This window comes from Streptomyces sp. NPDC002573, assembly GCF_042889625.1.
Classification (GTDB): domain Bacteria; phylum Actinomycetota; class Actinomycetes; order Streptomycetales; family Streptomycetaceae; genus Streptomyces; species Streptomyces gibsoniae.
On sequence record NZ_JBIARC010000051.1, the window covers coordinates 31,611 to 49,873 of the forward strand.

Annotated in this window: 12 protein-coding genes, 1 pseudogene and 3 CRISPR repeat arrays (1 of these 16 only partly in view); of the genes and pseudogenes, 9 read left to right on the forward strand and 4 right to left on the reverse strand. The window is 70.7% G+C overall.

Features of this window, described 5'->3' with window-relative positions; translation table 11 throughout:
• Window positions 1-1,099: direct repeats of the CRISPR family, unit length 29 nt; unit sequence GGGACCATCCCCGCATGCGCGGGGAGCAC (it extends 23 nt beyond the left edge of the window).
• Window positions 1,100-1,168: 69 nt separating this feature from the next.
• Window positions 1,169-4,117: a CRISPR-associated helicase Cas3' gene (gene cas3, locus ACFYX0_RS34415; protein WP_388976387.1), complete on the reverse strand. Its 2,949-nt coding sequence runs from the start codon at window positions 4,115-4,117 to the stop codon at window positions 1,169-1,171.
• A gap of 86 nt (window positions 4,118-4,203) precedes the next feature.
• Between cas3 and ACFYX0_RS34420 the strand changes: the two genes are divergently transcribed.
• The 7 genes from ACFYX0_RS34420 (at window position 4,204) to ACFYX0_RS34450 (ending at window position 14,139) form a co-directional block, all read left to right on the forward strand.
• Window positions 4,204-5,727 (forward strand): type I-E CRISPR-associated protein Cse1/CasA, encoded by a 1,524-nt coding sequence (locus ACFYX0_RS34420; RefSeq protein ID WP_388976389.1) that lies wholly within the window; start codon window positions 4,204-4,206, stop codon window positions 5,725-5,727.
• The gene (gene casB, locus ACFYX0_RS34425; protein ID WP_388976392.1) at window positions 5,724-6,314 is read left to right on the forward strand and encodes a type I-E CRISPR-associated protein Cse2/CasB; all 591 of its coding nucleotides are present in this window, start codon (window positions 5,724-5,726) and stop codon (window positions 6,312-6,314) included. The genes ACFYX0_RS34420 and casB overlap by 4 nt, the downstream gene beginning before the upstream one ends.
• Window positions 6,311-7,666 carry a type I-E CRISPR-associated protein Cas7/Cse4/CasC gene (locus tag ACFYX0_RS34430; protein WP_388976394.1) on the forward strand — a complete coding sequence of 452 codons (1,356 nt, stop codon included), beginning with the start codon at window positions 6,311-6,313 and terminating at the stop codon, window positions 7,664-7,666. Before casB ends, ACFYX0_RS34430 begins: the two co-directional genes overlap by 4 nt.
• On the forward strand, window positions 7,663-8,523 hold the full coding sequence (cas5e, locus tag ACFYX0_RS34435) for a type I-E CRISPR-associated protein Cas5/CasD (RefSeq protein ID WP_388976397.1): 861 nt from the start codon (window positions 7,663-7,665) through the stop codon (window positions 8,521-8,523). Before ACFYX0_RS34430 ends, cas5e begins: the two co-directional genes overlap by 4 nt.
• Window positions 8,520-9,230 (forward strand): type I-E CRISPR-associated protein Cas6/Cse3/CasE, encoded by a 711-nt coding sequence (gene cas6e / locus ACFYX0_RS34440; RefSeq protein ID WP_388976400.1) that lies wholly within the window; start codon window positions 8,520-8,522, stop codon window positions 9,228-9,230. The genes cas5e and cas6e overlap by 4 nt, the downstream gene beginning before the upstream one ends.
• Before the next feature lie 303 nt (window positions 9,231-9,533).
• Window positions 9,534-10,850: a CRISPR direct-repeat array (repeat unit 24 nt; unit sequence CCCCGCACCCGCGGGGATGGTCCC).
• A 209-nt stretch (window positions 10,851-11,059) separates the two neighbouring features.
• A complete protein-coding gene (locus ACFYX0_RS34445; RefSeq protein WP_388976402.1) occupies window positions 11,060-13,237 on the forward strand; it encodes a hypothetical protein in 2,178 nt (725 codons plus the stop codon).
• A 230-nt stretch (window positions 13,238-13,467) separates the two neighbouring features.
• Window positions 13,468-14,139 (forward strand): hypothetical protein, encoded by a 672-nt coding sequence (locus tag ACFYX0_RS34450; RefSeq protein ID WP_388976405.1) that lies wholly within the window; start codon window positions 13,468-13,470, stop codon window positions 14,137-14,139.
• A 54-nt stretch (window positions 14,140-14,193) separates the two neighbouring features.
• Here ACFYX0_RS34450 and ACFYX0_RS34455 read toward each other — a convergent pair whose 3' ends face one another.
• Window positions 14,194-14,475: a hypothetical protein gene (locus tag ACFYX0_RS34455; protein WP_388976407.1), complete on the reverse strand. Its 282-nt coding sequence runs from the start codon at window positions 14,473-14,475 to the stop codon at window positions 14,194-14,196.
• Window positions 14,472-14,813 (reverse strand): HEAT repeat domain-containing protein, encoded by a 342-nt coding sequence (locus tag ACFYX0_RS34460; RefSeq protein ID WP_388976409.1) that lies wholly within the window; start codon window positions 14,811-14,813, stop codon window positions 14,472-14,474. The genes ACFYX0_RS34455 and ACFYX0_RS34460 overlap by 4 nt, the downstream gene beginning before the upstream one ends.
• A gap of 221 nt (window positions 14,814-15,034) precedes the next feature.
• On the opposite strand from ACFYX0_RS34460, the gene cas1e reads away from it, so the two are divergent.
• Together cas1e and cas2e are read left to right on the forward strand one after the other, a co-directional pair.
• On the forward strand, window positions 15,035-15,988 hold the full coding sequence (gene cas1e, locus ACFYX0_RS34465; RefSeq protein ID WP_388976412.1) for a type I-E CRISPR-associated endonuclease Cas1e: 954 nt from the start codon (window positions 15,035-15,037) through the stop codon (window positions 15,986-15,988).
• Window positions 15,985-16,341 carry a type I-E CRISPR-associated endoribonuclease Cas2e gene (gene cas2e, locus ACFYX0_RS34470; protein WP_388976415.1) on the forward strand — a complete coding sequence of 119 codons (357 nt, stop codon included), beginning with the start codon at window positions 15,985-15,987 and terminating at the stop codon, window positions 16,339-16,341. Before cas1e ends, cas2e begins: the two co-directional genes overlap by 4 nt.
• 102 nt (window positions 16,342-16,443) lie before the next feature.
• Window positions 16,444-17,632: a CRISPR direct-repeat array (repeat unit 28 nt; unit sequence CTGCTCCCCGCACCCGCGGGGATGGTCC).
• 322 nt (window positions 17,633-17,954) lie between these two features.
• Here cas2e and ACFYX0_RS34475 read toward each other — a convergent pair.
• A pseudogene (locus tag ACFYX0_RS34475) lies at window positions 17,955-18,194 on the reverse strand (transposase); the annotation flags it as partial.
• Window positions 18,195-18,263: the final 69 nt, after the last annotated feature.

Sequence of the window (18,263 nt, forward strand, 5' to 3'; positions counted from 1 at the left end):
GAGCACGGCCGGTAGCCGGTCGGGAGGACGAACACCGGGGGACCATCCCCGCATGCGCGGGGAGCACTAGGCGGTATAGGCCTCGAACGAGTCCTTCACGGGACCATCCCCGCATGCGCGGGGAGCACCCACACCCCATCCCGGCCACCAGCCGAACGGAGGGACCATCCCCGCATGCGCGGGGAGCACTGCCCAGACCGCCGATTCCCCACCTAGCCATGGGGACCATCCCCGCATGCGCGGGGAGCACTGCCAGAACATCCACGGGTGCTCGATCGGCGGGGGACCATCCCCGCATGCGCGGGGAGCACTTCCAGTCCATGCCGATTCTCCGCTTCGAGCAGGGAGCATCCCCCGCATGCGCGGGGAGCACACCACGGTGTACTTCCAGGAGCAGGCCCGGGCGGGACCATCCCTGCATGCGCGGGGAGCACCATCGCCGTCTGGGTGGGGGTACTGCGGCGCGGGGGACCATCCCCGCATGCGCGGGGAGCACGTGTCCAGGGTGATCGCGGTCCAGGCGTTGTTGGGACCATCCCCGCATGCGCGGGGAGCACCGGTTCCCGCACCCGCTCATGGGAAACCGTGGGGGACCATCCCCGCATGCGCGGGGAGCACCCTTCGCTCAATTCCCCAATGATGTCAGTGCTGGGGACCATCCCCGCATGCGCGGGGAGCACGCGGCGACCGCCGGCACCATCAACCGCGTCCGGGGACCATTCCCGCATGCGCGGGGAGCACTACGCACGCGGTCCTCGGCTTCGCGGACGCTGGGGACCATCCCCGCGTGCGCGGGGAGCAGACTGCGTCACGTGCGATTTTTACGGGACCGCTCCCCGCATGCGGGGGGAGCACCCACTGGTGGCCACGATGTCGATGACCAGATCGGGACCATCCCCGCATGCGCGGGGAGCACGAATCGCGCGGGTGGACGGTGTACGCGGACGAGGGACCATCCCCGCATGCGCGGGGAGCAAGCATCGTACGCGCCCATCTTGCCAGCCCAGATCGGACCATCCCCGCGAGTGCGGGGAGCACACGGCGGTCTTTGGGGCGCCGGTGTCGTCCCGGGGACCATCCCCGTACGCGCGGGGAGCACCGTTCATGCTCAGTCTCCTTGCTCTTACCCGAGGGTGCCTCCTTGTCGGCGCGGTGGGAGGAAGGGGAGTTACATGCGTTCCAGTCCGGTGGTGTGGTCGTATCGGAGCCTGCCGACAGGCCCGCTGAGGCAAGTCCCGTCTGGCGCAACGAGGATGACGGGCTTGTTCCTCAGTGCGGGCTCGGAGTGCTTGGGCCAGTCCGTGATCGGGTGAAGGCCGCGTCGGCCGTTCCACCAGCGTGCGGGGATGGCGAGAGTGTTGGCGAGGAGGTCTTTCTGCTGGCGCCGGTACGCGGTCACGTCCCGGCCGGGGGAGCGCTGGCCTAGGTCGGCCTTCAGCAAGCCTTCGTGGTCGAAGGTGATTGTGCCGTCGGGCTGCTGGTACAGGATCAGGCAGTCGACGGATTCCTCTCCGAGGCGGGACACGGCTGCGATCCCGGCCATGCCTCCGCTGTCGCCGTCGCCGTGGTGGTGGCCGGATGCGAGGTCGTAGGTGGCCACCGGGGTTCGTCGACGGCGTGTGTACGGCCGGAACATCCGGGCTTCGGCCTGGAGAGCCTCGCCGGCGAGAGCGTCCAGGTAGGCGGCGTGGGTGCGGTCGAAAAGCCGCTGCGCCGGCCCCGCGCCCTGGATGGGGTCGCCGTAGACGCTCTCCAGCGCCCACGCGGAGTCGCGCGGGGTCTGAAGCCGCACCACCCCGTCACCGTCGCGGCGCTGAGTGAGGGCGTGCCAGCTGGCCGCCAAAATGTAGGGAGCGTAGACCAGGCCGTCATAGGTGCCGGTCGGTCGCCCGGCCTGGAAGTCCGGGGGTTCCACGACCGGCAGGCCCTCCTGGTCCTGCTGCCACAGCATGGTGAGGCGTGCCGTCCGGCACCAGGATGGCCGGTGCGGGTTGTTGACGGCGTGCCGGTGGATCCGGCCGCGGAACTGTACGGCCACGTCGATGGGGCATAGGTCGGTGACACCGTGATCGAAGTCCAGGTCCAGGGACTGTTCGATCACCCCCGTCGCGAACACCAGAAGTCGGCTCGGCCGGTTGGGGTTGCGTTGCCCTTCAGGGCCGGGCCCGAGGAGGTCAGCGAGCCGGGCTTCCAATTGCAGCCGGTGTCGGGGGAGCAGCATTCCGTGCAGGATGAGAATCTCGTCCGGCTGCCAGCCGCTCGCGCGGGCGAGTTGGACTGCTTCCCGGTAGCGGGAGCGGCACGGGTCGACCCGCGTGCTGCGGACCACGACGCATCCGCCGTTGCGGGCCTGGTCCAGCAGCCCGGGGACAAGGTCTATCTCGCGGGGGTCCTCGGTCAGTTGGATGTCTGTCAGCAGTTTCGGCGTCTCGGGGTCCTCGGGGAGGGGTCCGCCGCGGCGGAGTCGGCCGTTTTCGTCGATCATCATGATCGGCCCCCGGCTTCCGTCATCGTCGCCGGTCACCCCGAGGCCGCGCCGCCAGGCGGCCGTCAGTTCGTCCCGGATGCTGCGGGGGAGCGTCGCCGACAGCACCACCAGCGAGGCGCCGCCCTCCGCCAGCCACTCCACCGCGGCGCCCAGCAGGTCCTGCTGGAACAGCTCGTAGGCGTGCGCCTCGTCAATGATGACGACCTTGCACATCAGCGCGCCCAGCCGGAGTGCCCAGTGTCGTGACCCTTGCGGGGCGAGAGCGATCTGGTCGACCGTGCCGACTCCGAACCCGGCCACCAGGGCCAGGCAGCGCCGCAGGTACCACGGGTCCAGCACTGCCAGGCCGCTGTCGTCGGTGCAGGTGGCCGCCTCCACCGTGCTGGACAGGTCGGTCAGGGGATCCCCTTGTGCTTGGTGCGCGTCGATCAGCTGGTGCACGAGGTCTGTGGCCTGTGCCGTGCCGTGTACGAGCGCCATATCCCGCACCTCGCCGGGCGCCAGCACCGCTTTCAGGAACTTTTGTAGCTCTTTCGCGACCTGGTTGCCGGCTGCTCTTGTGGGCAGCGCCATGTACAGGCCGCTGTACCCGCATGTGCGCGCCAAATGGTGGGCCATCCACAGTGCCAGCCTCGTCTTGCCGGAGCCGGTGTCCGACTCGACCACGACCATGGCCTGTCCCTCGTCCGGTAGCAGCCGCACGCCGTCGGTCTGGAACGTACGTGGCAGGGGAGTGTCGGGCCACATCTCCTCCCACGTCATGGGCCGGGCCTGCCAGCGGGCGAGCCGCCGGGCCCGCACCGCCTGGTCGGCCTCCTGCATGGCGGCCTGCCACCAGTCGGTGACCGGGGTGGTGTGTACCCGGAAGCGGAAGAACTCCGTGTCGGAGGCGACCCAGTCCGCCAGGTAGACCAGATACAGGAACGCGACCCGTGCCGACGGCCGCCGCGGATCGACCACTTGTGCCACGGTGCCGAGGTCGAGTCCGACGGTGTCGGCCACGGTCTGCACGATCGCCGCGTGCACGTCGCCCCACTGGGCGACCGTTGCGGCCCCTCGAGCCCGGTCTACGGTCTCCGGGTTCGGGATGTGCCCGTGATGGCCGCCGAGGAGCACCCCGGCATCGTGCAGGCCCTCATGCCGCTCGCCGGTGCCGCCGCACTCCGTGCACGTGCAGCCCAGCAGCCGGGGCAGCACCACGGCGGTGATGTGCTCGTGCCGGGCGTAGAAGGCGTGGGCCAGGTCGTCTCCGAGAGGCAGACCCGCGGTGCGGGCGTGTTCCTCCCACGCCTTCGCCTGCGGCTTCAACTGGGGCTTTCCCCGGCCGTGCTGCCACTGCCCGAGGAAGCAGTCGGACGCCTTCCCGAGATCGTGGAGGGCTGCCAGCAGCATCACCACTTGCCGGGCGGTCGCCTCGTCTCCGGCGCCGAAGGCCTCCGTGAGCCGCTGGCGGATGTGCGGGGGAAGGTGCCGGTCCCACAGGACGCCCGCCGTGGCGGCGACGTCCAGGAGGTGAGCGAGCAGGGGTGTCCACGCCGGGTCGCCGCGCCGGGCGCTGTCACCGCTCTGGTCGGTCTTGCCCCACGCCAATACCACGGCGTGGAGCAAGAGTTGGAATCGGCTCACCATCAACTCCTCGCGCTGCTAGCGTCTTTGCCCGGCACGCTACGCCTAACCAACGATGCACATGATGAGATACATCTGAAGGAGGTGACGTGGTTCCGTACTGGGATCCCCGCACCCAAGACTGCATCCCGGCACTGACAACGGCCGGTCTTCCCAGCCGCCTCGACCTCATCGAGGCGTTCGAGAAGGCCGACGACCACCAGGGCGTGGCCGGACGCCATCCCGGTGAGACCCTCGCTGTGCTGGAGCTGCTCAAGGCCGTCTCGTACGCGGCCGACGTCTACCCGGAGACCAGTGGCGAGTGGCGGACGTGGGTTACCAGCCGCCGCCCGTTCACGGACGTCGCGGACTGGCTCAGGCAGCAGTCCGACGAACACTGGAACTTTTTCCACCCGGACCGGCCGCTGTTCCAGAACGCGCTTCTGGCTCCGTTCATGAACCAACACGGCGTCGGCACATCGCAGGTCGTCATGCACCACGTCGGCGACTACGTGCAGCTCTTCGACCGGCACCACCTCCACCACGGTGAGCCCCTCACCGCGGCCGATGCCTTCATGGCCGTCATCACCCAGCATGTCTGCGGCAACGGCGGCCGGGGCATGATCCCCGGCAATCTCCTCGGTGCCGCCCTCAACAACCAGGCCATGTGCCGGGCCGGGCAACGGGTCCACGTCACCGCGCTCGGCCGGACCCTCGGTGACACCCTCCGCCTCAACCTGCACCCCCACGACGGCGACCCCGGCAGCTACAACCGCACGTGGACCGACCGGCCGCGCCGCTCCTTCACCGCCAAGCCCACCGCCCGCATCCCCGACGGCCCGGCCGACCTGCACAGCGTCCTGGGCCGGTCCATCCTCACCCGCCCCGCCAAACTGCCCGATGGCAGCTGGGGGGTCGACCGCGTCCTCATGGGCGCCGGCGACATCGTGGACCTCACCCACGCCAGCGCCCTCCAGGACGCCGTGATCGAAAAAGACGCCCCCCTCAAGGCATCCGCCGCGCGAGCACTGTGGCGGGAAGCCCACTCCCTGTACGCGGCCACCGCACGCCGGGAAAAGGGCATGGACCTCTACGGGCGCCTCGCCATGCTCCCCGAAGGCCACCGCGTCACTCTGTGGACCGTCGGCCTCCTCGCCAAGCCCGGCAAGCTCATCGCCTGGGTCAACGACGCCTTCCCCTGCATCCCCGGCCGCGAGACCGCCCTGCGCCAGGCATCCGAAGAAGGCTGCGCCATCGCCGAGTACGTCGCCGCAGCCCTGGACGACGCCGCCTACGCCGCCTGGCGGATCGCCTACCCGAACTCCAAACCGGCCGACAAGCAGCACCAGCTGGCCCGCTTCAAAGCCGCCGGCGACCACTTCGCCGCGACCGAACCCCTCTTCCACGAACTCCTGGATGAGACCGCCGAAGGCACCCCCGTCCCCGAGGCCCTCACCGCCTACGCCGCAGAGGTCCGCTCGAACGCCGAACGCTTCCTGACCGACCGGCTCCGCTCTCTGCCCCCGAGCAGCCAGGGCCACCAAGCCTCCACCGAGGCCCGCGAAAAGCTCGAGGACATCCTCAACAACCCCCGCAAGGCTCCCACCTATCTGCGAAAGGAGCAGCCTGCATGACCCTGCCTCTCTTCGAGATTCCCCACCCCAGCCCCCCACCCGACGCCGAACAGGCCGCCGCCGAACCCACGGCCGCGCCGGTTCAGTACGTCGCCTGGCTGGGCGGCCTCGTCCACACCCACCAGTACGGCAAGCTGGCCGACCTGCGCCGCCCCGCGACCGCCGACAGCCCCACCCACTTCGAAGCCCGCGCCTATGCCCCCGCCGAAGAACACCGGGCCCTCTACCGTCAGGTCGGCTTCCTCTTCGCCCGCTACCACGCGGGCAGAGCCAAGCCCCACTACGGCAGCGGCAGCATGGGCGCCGCGATCCGCTCCATCGGCTACGACGGAGCCCGAGGCCCCTCCAACCCTGGGGCCGAACGCCTCATGATGCGCATCCTCCCGGCCCGCCAGATCCCCTGGCGCCACCTTCAGCACGCCATCGAACGCATCCGCGCCGGCGAAACCAGGCCCCCCTCTTGGGCCCAGCTCATCACCGACCTCACCCAATGGACCGACCGTGGACGCCCCACCCCCCAAGCGTGGGGCGACGACTTCTACACCCGCCGCCGCACCACCACCCGCACGAACGGAGCCGCCAAGTGACCACCAGCAAACCCCAGTACCTGTCCCTGCACGTCCTGGAGACCTTCGCCGCCGCCCTTCCCGTCCGCGACGAGAACGGCCAGCCGAAAGCGTTCGTCTACGGCGGTGCCGAACGCACCGCCATCTCCGCCCAGGCCCGCCGCCGCGCCGAACGCACCCACTCCCGCCACCGCGCCAACCAGGGCGAAGGCCCCCTCGCCTCCTACAGCAGCGGCAGGCGCACCCGCGAATGGGCCCTGTTCACCCGAGACGCCCTGGTGAAGAACCACGACTGGGACCCCGACCAGGCCATCTACGCCGCCAAGGCCGCACTCGAAGGACTCGGCCTGAAGTTCGGCGAGAAGGAATCCACCAGCCTCCTCACCAAGGTGCTCATCTACGCTCCCGAGGACTCCGGCGACCGGATCGCCAACCACCTCAACACCCACGCCGACGCCTTCAACACGTGGCTGACCGAGTACACGGCCGCCAAGGCGGAAGCCGCTGCGAAGGACGAGGCCAAGAAGAACGCCCGGAAGAACGCCCGGAAGAAGACCACCGCCGACGCCGACGAGCCGGCCGAGACCGCCGCCAAGGACAGCAAGGAAGAGGAGGTCAAGATCCCGCCGCTGCCCAAGGAACTCCGCACCGGCATGCTCACCGCGTTCGCCCCCCGCGACGCCATCGACATCACCGTCTTCGGCCGGTTCCTCGCCGAGGTCGCCGAGCTGCGCACCGTGGACGGCGCCGCCCAGCACTCCTGGGCCTTCACCATCGCCCCTGCCGAGCACATCGACGATTTTTACGCTGCGGCCGACGACGCCAAGCTCGAGCGCCGGCTGAGCGCCCTCGACTTCCTCGACGCTGCTGACAACGCCGGAGCGGGCATGACCGGCTATCAGTCACTCATCTCCGGCACCTTCTACCGCCACGCAGCCCTCGACCGGCACAAGCTCCGAGTGAACCTCAGGACTTCCGGCATGACCGAGGACGAAGCCGAAACCGCCGCCCAGGCCGCCGAAGCCGAATTCATCCAGGCATTCGTGGACGCCGTCCCCCGCGCCAAGGCCAACAGCACCGCATCCACCGGCACCCTCCCCAATCTCGTCCTGGCCCATGAAGGTGCCCGCCCCTACTTCTACGCCGCCGCCTTCCAGTCCCACATCGATGAGACTTCCGACGGCCCCGCCGCCCTCGCCGGCGCCAAGAGGCTCCTCGACCACCACCGCCTCATCACCACCAAGCGCACCGACGCCACTCCCGGCCGCATCCTCACCTACGACCTCGACATCCAGGAACTGATCGACCAGCTCACCGCCGACGGCACTCTCCCCGCCTCTGAGGCCACCACCCTGGAGGAACTCACCGCATGAACAGCACTACTCCCCGCGCAGGCAGGGAAGTGGCCACGCTTCTCATCCGCCTCGCAGGCCCCCTCCAAGCTTGGGGCACCTCCGGCGCATTCGAGCGTCGCGCCACCCACATGCGGCCCACCAAATCCGCGGTCATCGGTCTCATCGCCGCCGCCCTCGGCTACGACCGCGAAGATCCCCTCGGCCGACTCGCCGAACTCCGCTACGGCGTCCGCGCCGACCGCCCCGGCACCCCCTACCGCGACTACCACGTAGTGGGTGGAGGCCCCTACCCCATACGCCCCCGCGATCTCATCACCGACCATCGCCGCGCCGCTAAAGCCACCACTCTGGAAAACGCCACCAGCCCCCACTTCGGCCACCACCCCATCGACGGCTGGTACGGAGCCCCCAAGTACATCGAAGCCGACCCAGACACCGGTCACCTTCTCACCGCAGCCAAGGCCGTCCTGCGCAACCCCGCCGTCAGCGAGCGCTGGTACCTCGCCGACGCGGCGTTCGTCGCCGCCGTCGAACACCACGACAGCACCCTCCTCAACACCATCTCCCACCACCTCGAACACCCGCAGCGGCTGCTGTGGCTCGGCCGTAAGTCCTGCCCGCCCACCGGCGACCTCTCCGGCGGCGTTCACCCCGGCACTCTCGAACACGTCCTTACCCACGCCCCCCTCCTCCCCGAAGCCGCCACCCAACGCCCTTGGGCTTGGACCGACGCACCCCCCGGTACACCCCGCGCCGTCCCTGCCGATGACCAGCCCGTCACTTTCCACCCCGACGACCGCACCCACGCCACCCGCTGGGAAACCCGCACCCGCATCACCCCCACCCCGACCATCGAATGGACGCCGACCCCGTGAGCACACCCACGCGCTTCGTCGCCACTCAAAGTGTCCTCACCCTCGACACCCGCCACCCGGACGTCATCCGCGCCATGAACGACGTCCACGACATGCACCGCCTCGTCATGAGCGGCCACCGGGGCTGGGTACCCGAAGGCGAAGACGACGCACGCTCGCAGATGGGCCTGCTCTCCGCCTGGACCGTCAACCTGCGCACCCAGACCCTCACCCTCATCACCCAGGCCCGCGTCACCCCCGACTGGTCAGCCGTCCCCCGCGCCGCACGCCTGGAAGCCCCCCACCTGATCAGCGTCGACCAGACGATCAAGGCCGGCGACACCTACACCTTCCGCGCGTTCATCAATCCCATCCGGGCCGTCATGCACACCGACGGCCCGAAGAAAGGCCAACGCGGACGGCGTATGGCCACCATGTCCCCCCACCACGCGGCCGAGTGGTTCACGCAGCGGCTCCAGCCCGAAGGCGAGCCCCCCATCGGGCCGTCCAGCATCAAGCGGATCGGTGCCGACGCCGACCCGGCCCGCATCACCACCACGATGCTGCCGCCCCTCGTCTCCACGGAGAAGAAGGGCCTGAAAATCGTCCGAGCCGAAGTTCGAGGACACCTCACCGTCACCGACCCTGCCACCTTCGCCCGAACCCTCAGCGAAGGACTCGGCAAGGCCCGCTCCTACGGAGTTGGCCTCGTCCTCGTACGCAAGTAGCATCCCCACCGGCCCGGCTCCCTGATTCCGGCCGGACACATTCTCCGCGCAAGCGGAGATCGGCCAGATGCACACGAAGACATCGACCGATTCCCCGCGTCGGCAGGGACCACCACCAACCCACACCCCCACGCAGGGAGGACCTAGTCATGGCGTCCTTGCCGCGGGAGTCAGTGGGCCCACCCCCGCCAACGCAGGGAGCACGGTAGCCATGTCTGGCCTCCGTCCTGAGCTGGGTGCTCATCCCCCTAGGCAGGGATGAGCACTGCGGCCACAGCCTGGTCGAGCTTCCACGACCATCACCCCTGCGCCCGCGGGGATGATCCCAACGGCGCCGGCTACCGGTTCGTGTGGGACCCGTGCTCCCCGCGCCCGCGGGGATGGTCCCCCGCAGGGCCTCCGGTCGGAGTCCATCGACGGCTGCTCCCCGCACCCGCGGGGATGGTCCCTTCACGAACTCCATCTCGGTGTCCCCGGTGACCTGCTCCCCGCACCCGCGCCGCACCCGCGGGGATGGTCCCGAGATCTACGACGACATGCAGATCGTCTATGACTGCTCCCTGCACCCGCGGGGATGGTCCCTACCAGAACGGCACGGGCACGGCCGAGATCGGCTGCTCCCCGCACCTGCGGGGATGGTCCCACGAACGGCAACTTCGACCTTTTCGGGTCTGCCTGCTCCCCGCACCCGCGGGGATGGTCCCCACGTGCATGGCGCGTGGTGGGTGAGGCCGGACTGCACCCCCGCACCCGCGGGGATGGTCCCGCGACTGTCCCGGCCGGCGCGGTCGCCAAGCACTGCTCCCCGCACCCGCGGGGATGGTCCCCGTCCGAGTCGGGTGTGCAGTTGTAGGTGGTGCTGCTCCCCGCACCCGCGGGGATGGTCCCATGATCTGCATCGTCCACCGGAAGATCAGGAACTGCTCCCCGCACCCACGGGGATGGTCCCGTGACGACGGCCTGCGCGCCCTGGTCCAGCTGCTGCTCCCCGCACCCGCGGGGATGGTCCCTGGGGGAACCGGGATGACCTGATCTACCAGCCCTGCTCCCCGCACCCGCGGGGATGGTCCCCCGGCCGTCGTCAAGTTCCACGACGGGGACAACTGCTCCCCGCACCCGCGGGGATGGTCCCAGGTCGAGGTCCCGGTGGCGCAGCTCGAACCGCTGCTCCCCGCACCCGCGGGGATGGTCCCTCAGGCATGCGCGCGTTCGCGGCCTCCGAGGTCTGCTCCCCGCACCCGCGGGGATGGTCCCTACGCGGTGCACACCTACGGTTCGGGCTGGCACTGCTCCCCGCACCCGCGGGGATGGTCCTCTGGTCACCGGCAGCACGACGACCTACGGAAGCTACTCCCCGCACCCGCGGGGATGGTCCCACCTTCCGGGCCTTGCGGCCCCGTACCACGGACTGCTCCCCGCACCCGCGGGGATGGTCCCCAGACCGACCGCACCATCCGTGCGCCGTGGACCTGCTCCCCGCACCCGCGGGGATGGTCCCGATGAGGTGCGCATCATCGTCGGGCATCTGGCCTGCTCCCCGCACCCGCGGGGATGGTCCCGGCCACAGGATCGTGCGCATCTGCACGGACGGCTGCTCCCCGCACCCGCGGCCCTGGCCCTGGTCGGCCTGCTGCACGGCCTTGGCCGCACTGGCGCCGGGGGTGGTCTGTGCCACCCACTCGCTGGTGCTCGCCCCCTCGGTTCGGCCGTGCTGGAGGTCGGCGTGCACGGGGTCCGCACCGCCCGCTGGCAGGACCTTGAACTCGGCGACCGCTGGCGCCGCTTCCTCGAACGGCCCGAGGCCTACCTCCGGCACCTGGCCTGAGCGGATGTCGGAGGTCCCCGCGAAGATCACGGCCATGGAGCTCCCCACCGCCCTTGCCGGGCTCGACGCCCACCCGTGGGCCACCGTCAACCACGCCTACGGCCCCGCCGAGGACCTGCCCGGGTTGTTGCGCACCTTCGCCGAGGGCGGTGAGGACGCCGAGGAGGCACTGGACGAGCTGTACGGCTCGATCGTGCACCAGGGCACCGTGTACGCGGCCAGCGTCGACGCCGCCCCGTACCTCGCCCGAATCGCCGCCTCCGGCCGGCAGACCGTCGACGCGCTCCGGCTGCTCGGCTGCCTCGCCGAGAGCGAGGACGAGTACGGCGTCGAGCCGGGCGCCGTCCGGGCCGCCGTAACCGCCCAACTGCCGCTGCTCATAAAGCTGCTGGTCGATGAGGACGCTGCCGTCCGGCAGGCGGCCGGCTGGACGGTCGGCCACACCCGGGACACCTGCACCGCCCTGCCCGCCGTCCGGGCCCGCCTGGCCGCCGAGACCGCGCCCGCCGTCCGGGCCGAACTCCTCACCGCGTACGGTCGGTTGGACCGCGCGGGCGCCGTGGCCGAGGCTCGCGTCCTGCTCGGCCCGGACACGCCTGCGCCGCTGCGCCTGGCCGCCGTGTTCGCCGCGTTGGACGCCGAGGAGCCGTGGCTCGCCGCGCACCGCGACGCCGTCCTCGGCCTATTGCCCGCGCGTGAGACGGCCAGGTCCGGCTACGCGGACGAGCACCGGGAGCCGCTGCGCACTATCGTCGGGATCCTGCTGGGGCGGGACACCGACGCCGACCGCGAGAGTGCCCTCGCGCTGCTCGACGCCGCGCTGCGTGACGAGCGGCCCGAGGTGCGGGCCGAGGCCCTGTGGGCGGCCGACCGCGCCTGCACCCTGTCCCGCAGCGCCCCGCAGCGGTTGATCCCCGCGATCGCCCCGCTCGCCGCCGACTGGGCGGCCTCCCGGCTGCTGGGCAAGATCGGCCCGGCCGCCGCAGAGGCCGCGCCCGTCCTCGCCGAACTCGCCGCGCAGCCGGACGACGAGGCGGCCGACCAGGCCCTGGCCGCGCTCGTCCTGGTGGCGCCGCAGGCCGCCGCCCCGCTGCTGACCCGGGCCCTCGGCCGGCGCCCGCGCGCCATGCAGTGCGCCGCCGGGTCCCACGCCCCGGCCGATACGCCCTTCCCGTTCGACCCGGAACTGCTCGCCGCGGTCCGCGCTCGCCTGGCCGCCAAGGCGCTGGAGCGTCCCGAAGGGTGCAAGGACTGCGGTTGCTCGACGACCGAGGACCACAACGACACCGCCCAGCTGGTCCACCTGCTGCGGCAATGGGGCCCACAGGCCGTCGAGGCGCTGCCCGAACTGTGCGCCGTCCTGCCCCGGTTCCAGTACGCCGCCACCGCAATCACCGCCGTTGCCGCCGGCACCGGGCCAGAGCAGCGCGAGCAGGCCGCCACCGCTCTGCGGGCCGGCGCCCGGAAGCTGGTCGTGGCGCGGGCACTGCACGAGCTGACCGGCGAGACCGGGCCGCTGTTCGCCGCCGCCGAGGCGGCGCTCGCCACCGGTGTGCGCGGCGGCGTCGAGGGCGCCCGCGCCTTGGCCGACCTCGGCCCGGCGGCCACCCGCCTCACCCCGGCCCTGCGGACGGCGCTCGACCGCACCAACGACCGCGACACCACGCCGGAGGTGGACACCGACCTCGCCCTCGCGCTCGCCCTGTGGCAGATCGCCGGTGAGGCCGCCGAGGTCGTCCCGGTGCTGGCCTCGGTATTCGACAGAAGCGAGGGCCGACAATGGTTCCACTGGACGGCCGCCCGGGCCGCCCGCGAGATCGCCGTGCTCGGCCCTGCCGGGCGCCCGCTGACCGCCCGGCTCCAAGCTCTCCTCGACGACCCGGCCCAAGCACCCTCGGCCGTCCTCGGGCTGCTCGCCGTCGCCGATCCGGCCGGCCTCGACCGCGCCCGGCTCGCCGAGGCGGTGCTGCACTCGGCCGAGACCCGCGCCGACCTCAAGGGCGCCTGCGACGCCCTGCGGGCCCTCGGCGCCGCCGCCCTGACGCTGGAACAGCACGACCGGCTGGCCGCGCTCGCCACCGGGGACCGCCGCCTGGTCGTCTCCGGGTCCGACCACGCGATGATCCGCGAGGACGAACAACTGCGCGCCGCGCTGGCGTCTGTCCTCGACCGGGTCGGCTGAGGCCCAGGTTCTCTCTTTCGGATCTTGCCGGGGTGCCCAACGCCGCTCGCCCAGGAAGATCCGAAAGAGAGGGCATAGGCGCATCTCGAACGCGTCCAGCATCACTGCGAAAGCGGGCCACCCGTGCTCGGGTCACCAGGCGCGCACCTGTGCGCCGGGCGATGAGCGGTAGGAGGCGGTCCGTGTGGGGGAGCATGGGCCCAGTTGTCGCTTGTTCGTGAGGGGTCGTCATGGGTTCTATCCGCCGCGCGGTGCCGCCGGTGCTGCTCTCCTGTCTGCTGCTGGCGGGCTGTTCGTCCGGTTCGCAGTCCGCGTCGGACACTCCGGGGAAGGGCGGAGCGTCGGTGCAGGCGCCGTCGGGAAGCGCCGTGCCCGCGGGGGCGGCGAAGATTCCGGTGGGTGCGGGGCCGCAGACGACGTACACGGTGCAGCAGCAGCCGCCCGCAGGCAGCTGTCACTACCGGTACGAGCAGGGCGAGCCCCTCGAGGACCTGGCATGCACCCCGGGCGCTGTCTCTCCGGTGGTGACGCAGGCGAACCTGGCCACGACGATCTGCCGGAAGGGCGGCTACACCAAGAACATCCGGCCGCCGGAGGCGATCACTCGTAAGGAGAAGCAGGCGAACGCCGCCTCGTACGGCTACAAGGGCAGCCTCGGGGACGCCGAGTACGACCACCTGATCTCCCTGCAGCTCGGGGGTGACCCGAACGACGCCCGCAACTTGTGGGTGGAGCCGGCGGACCCGGGCCACAAGCCGGGCGGCGGGATCAACAACAAGAAGGACCCGGTGGAGACGAAACTGCACACCGCCGTCTGCTCCGGCAAGGTCACCCTCGCGGACGCGCAGCAGGCCATCGTCACTGACTGGACCACCGCCCTGTCCAAGCTAGGCCTGAACTGACCATTCTCAGGCGAGGAGGCCCGGGTTCACGACGAACCCGGGGTGTGGCACCGCTTACAAGGGTCGGTAGGTGCCGTAGTTCCCGGCAAGGGAGTTCGTGGCGGCTTCGGCGACATCGGATCGGGGGCTGGAGACGCATGAGGTGAGGAAGGCGTGCGCTCGCTGCCCCGTCCAGCCGGCCGCGGCAACAGCGGGCCAGAAGTAGATCCCATCCTGTGGGGACCTAGCTTCGATGAAGTCGAGGACGTCGGTCACGGTTTCCTGATCCAGGGCAAGCCGGAGCATGGCCACGGCCTGCAACGCTCCGCCCACAAGAGTCTCGTTACCGGTACTCATGCACCAGCGAATCGCCTCAGTGTGGTGTGCTCCATGTAGCTCAGCCGGACAATGGCGTCGCCCCCGGCAGTGTGAACCGCATGGAGAGTGTCGCGCTGAAGGACGAGATCTCGCAGGTAGGGAAGGTCGGACGGGGAGCCGCAAGTACCGAGCGCCATCGTCATCTGGTACTGGGTTTCCCAGGTCCGCGAATCCCTCACCTCATTCTTCAGGGCTTCGAGCAGGGCAGGACCGGCATCTGAGTCGCCCAGTTTTCGAAGTCGCTTCGCGGCCAAGCGGCGCTTGGCGGAACTCCGGTCTTGAAGCTGGCGGATCGCTTCAACGGCCTCGAGAGCCACGGTCTCTCCTACTGGATACGGACGTCACTGGACTTTATTCGGCTTCTCTGACAGTTCCGCCGGGGGGCTCACCGGGCGAGGCCAGAAGCAGCTGACGGGTCGAGTCGGCGTAACGCATCGCGGTCTTCTCATCGAGTCCGAGCACCTCGGCAAGGTGGAGGGGATCGGGCCCAAGGCCTACGGCTGCGGGCTGATGACGCTCGCCCCGGTGGGGTGAGCCGGTGACTACCGTCGGCCGCAGACCCGCGAGCAGCCCGCGCGAACTGGCCCGGGCCGCCGACCGGGCCAGTTTCATCTACCTCGAGCGCTGCACCATCCACCGCGACGCCAACGCCATCACCGCCGAGGACGCCGAAGGCACCACCCACATCCCCTCCGCGACCATCGGCACTCTGCTGCTCGGCCCCGGCACCCGCATCACCCATCAGGCGATGAGCGTGCTCGGCGAGACCGGGGCCGGTGTGGTCTGGGTCGGCGAGCACGGTGTGCGCTACTACGCGGCCGGGCGGGCACTGTCCCGCTCGGCCGCCCTTGCCGAAGCGCAGGCCTCCTGCTGGGCCAACCGCCGCACTCGCCTGGACATCGCCCGCGCGATGTACCAGCTGCGCTTCCCCGACGAGGACCCCTCCGGCTGCACCCGCAAGGAACTGCTCGGCCGTGAGGGCCACCGTGTCAAGGACTGCTACCGCGCTCAATCCCAGCGCACCGGCGTCCCCTGGCACGGCCGCCGCTACACCCCCGGCGACTTCGCCTCCGGCGACCCGGTCAACCAGGCCATCACCGCCGCCGCCCAGGCGATGTACGGCGTCGCCCACGCCGTGGTTGCCGCACTGGGCTGCTCGCCCGCCCTCGGATTCGTCCATTCCGGGCACGAGCTCTCCTTCGTACTGGACATCGCCGACCTGTACAAAACCGAAGTCGGCATTCCCGTCGCCTTCGACGCTGCAGCCGCCTCACCCGAGGACGTCGGCGCACGCACCCGCCGCGCGCTGCGCGACCGCATCCACGAGCTACGGCTGCTGGACCGCGTCGTCGGTGACATCCACCGCCTGCTCCTGCCCGACTGCGCCACGCCCGCCGCGTTCGACGACGACATCGACGAGGTCACTCTCCAGTCCGACCGGGGCATGCAGGTCGCCGCGGGCGTCAACCACGACGTGGAGAGTTCCTGGTGACGGTCATCGTGCTCACCAACTGCCCCGCCGGCCTACGCGGCTTCCTCACCCGCTGGCTGATCGAAATCTCACCCGGCGTCTTCATCAGCAACCCCTCCGCCCGTGTCCGCGACGCCCTGTGGCACGAGGTCCGCCAGTACTCCGGTCAGGGCCGCGCCCTGCTTGCCCACACCACCAACAATGAGCAAGGCTTCACCTTCCGCACCCACGAGCACGCCTGGCACCCCGTCGACCACGAGGGCCTCACCGTCATCCGCCGCCCCAACGACCGCGCCTCCGCCCCCTCCCCGACGACCACGCCCCGCCCGGACTGGAGCAAAGCGGCCAAACGCCGCCGCTTCGGCAATCGCTGATCAACCGGACGCCCGATATGCTCAAATTCACAACATTTGCCGGATTCTGTGAAAGTGCTCAATTTTCGCGACCTGCGGTCATAGACCCGCAGGTCGCGAAGTCTGCTCCCCGCACCCGCGGGGATGGTCCCCCGGTGACCCGTACGCACCGCGGTACACCTCCCTGCTCCCCGCACCCGCGGGGATGGTCCCGCCGCGCCCGGCGACCGCAGCCGCCTCGCCGACTGCTCCCCGCACCCGCGGGGATGGTCCCGCGGCCAGCTCCTGCGCGTGCAGGCAGAGCACGCTGCTCCCCGCACCCGCGGGGATGGTCCTTCGCCACAACTGCTCCTTTTACGCGGTCCGTTCTGCTCCCCGCACCCGCGGGGATGGTCCCAGGCGTCTGGACGCCCACGAGAACCGCACCGACTGCTCCCCGCACCCGCGGGGATGGTCCCCGCACCTGGCAGCTGCCCGCGAAGCACGAGGGCTGCTCCCCGCACCCGCGGGGATGGTCCCACCGCCTACTGGCTCGGCCTGTGCATCACCTTCTGCTCCCCGCACCCGCGGGGATGGTCCCCAGCCCGGGCGCAGGAGCTACGTCGTCGAGCTCTGCTCCCCGCACCCGCGGGGATGGTCCCGATCTGACGCTCCGCGGCACGTACCAGGGTCACTGCTCCCCGCACCCGCGGGGATGGTCCCGCCCAGCGTGCGCGGGCGAACGCCGTCATCGTCTGCTCCCCGCACCCGCGGGGATGGTCCCATCGTCTATCGGAGGCTGCCCGACGGCGCCAACTGCTCCCCGCACCCGCGGGGATGGTCCCCCGTTGGCAGCCATCAGCCATCACCCGCAGCGCTGCTCCCCGCACCCGCGGGGATGGTCTCTCGGTACCGGGGTGGTTCTGGTGCCGGGGCCGCTGCTCCCCGCACCCGCGGGGATGGTCCCGCTCGTCCTGCCGGGGCCTAGGCTCGGGGCCGCTGCTCCCCGCACCCGCGGGGATGGTTCCGTGGAGACGCTGGCACGGAACATGGTCTGGTACTGCTCCCCGCACCCGCGGGGATGGTCCCGGCCACAGGATCGTGCGCATCTGCACGGACGGCTGCTCCCCGCACCCGCGGGGACGGTCCCCGCCGTGGACCGGCGGGAGGTTGTGGAGCACGCTGCTCCCCGCACCCGCGGGGATGGTCCCAACTCCTCCTCGATGGCCTCGGCGCGGGCTTCCTGCTCCCCGCACCCGCGGGGATGGTCCCGAGGTCCGGCTGATCGGTCAGGGTGCCGGAAACTGCTCCCCGCACTCGCGGGGATGGTCCCAGCGAGGACCCGTTGCCGACATGTCTCGACGACGGCCGAAACGCTGACCCTCTGACGGCGGATCAAAAGTGATCCACTTGGTGCCGGACTCGCGTCCGGACGTGCTGCATCTGATCCGTTGGTGTGGCACTGTGGACGCAGGCCGGGCCGTCGCTTCCCCCCGTAGTGACGGCCCGGCCTGTCTCATTGAGCGAGGGCGACGGTGACCGGTGCGCACGCCAGGCTCAGGATCGGCCAGCGATCTGAGCTGCCCCGAGTTTCGTGGAGTCCGCGATCGTGTGATCAAGCGATCTGCGGGGCTTCCTCCACTTGCCCCCAGTGGTGGCCGGCCACCGCGGGAACCGCGCTTCTTGCGGTTGGCGATCTGGTCGCTCTTCTCCGGGATCGTGCATCGGATACCGCGCTTGCTCAGGTAGGCGCGGTTTGCGCGGGAGCCGTACGCCTTGTCGGCGCGAACCTTGTCCGGCCGGGTTCGCGGACGGCCCGGCCCGAGCCGAGGCACCCGGATGCGACCCAGGACCACCTGGAACTGCGGGGAGTCACCGCGCTGTCCGGCCGTGATCACCAGCGACATCGGCTTCTGGGCCTGCTCGACCGCCAGCGGAACCGCTGTGCCAGCGTCCAAGCTCGT

What these genes read in the sequence shown, in the direction of transcription:
- cas3 (WP_388976387.1), bottom strand. Translation starts at nt 4,117, where the DNA reads ATGGTGAGCCGATTCCAACTCTTGCTCCACGCCGTGGTATTGGCGTGG.
- casB (WP_388976392.1), top strand. Translation starts at nt 5,724, where the DNA reads ATGACCCTGCCTCTCTTCGAGATTCCCCACCCCAGCCCCCCACCCGAC.
- cas5e (WP_388976397.1), top strand. Translation starts at nt 7,663, where the DNA reads ATGAACAGCACTACTCCCCGCGCAGGCAGGGAAGTGGCCACGCTTCTC.
- ACFYX0_RS34445 (WP_388976402.1), top strand. Translation starts at nt 11,060, where the DNA reads ATGTCGGAGGTCCCCGCGAAGATCACGGCCATGGAGCTCCCCACCGCC.
- ACFYX0_RS34450 (WP_388976405.1), top strand. Translation starts at nt 13,468, where the DNA reads ATGGGTTCTATCCGCCGCGCGGTGCCGCCGGTGCTGCTCTCCTGTCTG.
- ACFYX0_RS34455 (WP_388976407.1), bottom strand. Translation starts at nt 14,475, where the DNA reads ATGAGTACCGGTAACGAGACTCTTGTGGGCGGAGCGTTGCAGGCCGTG.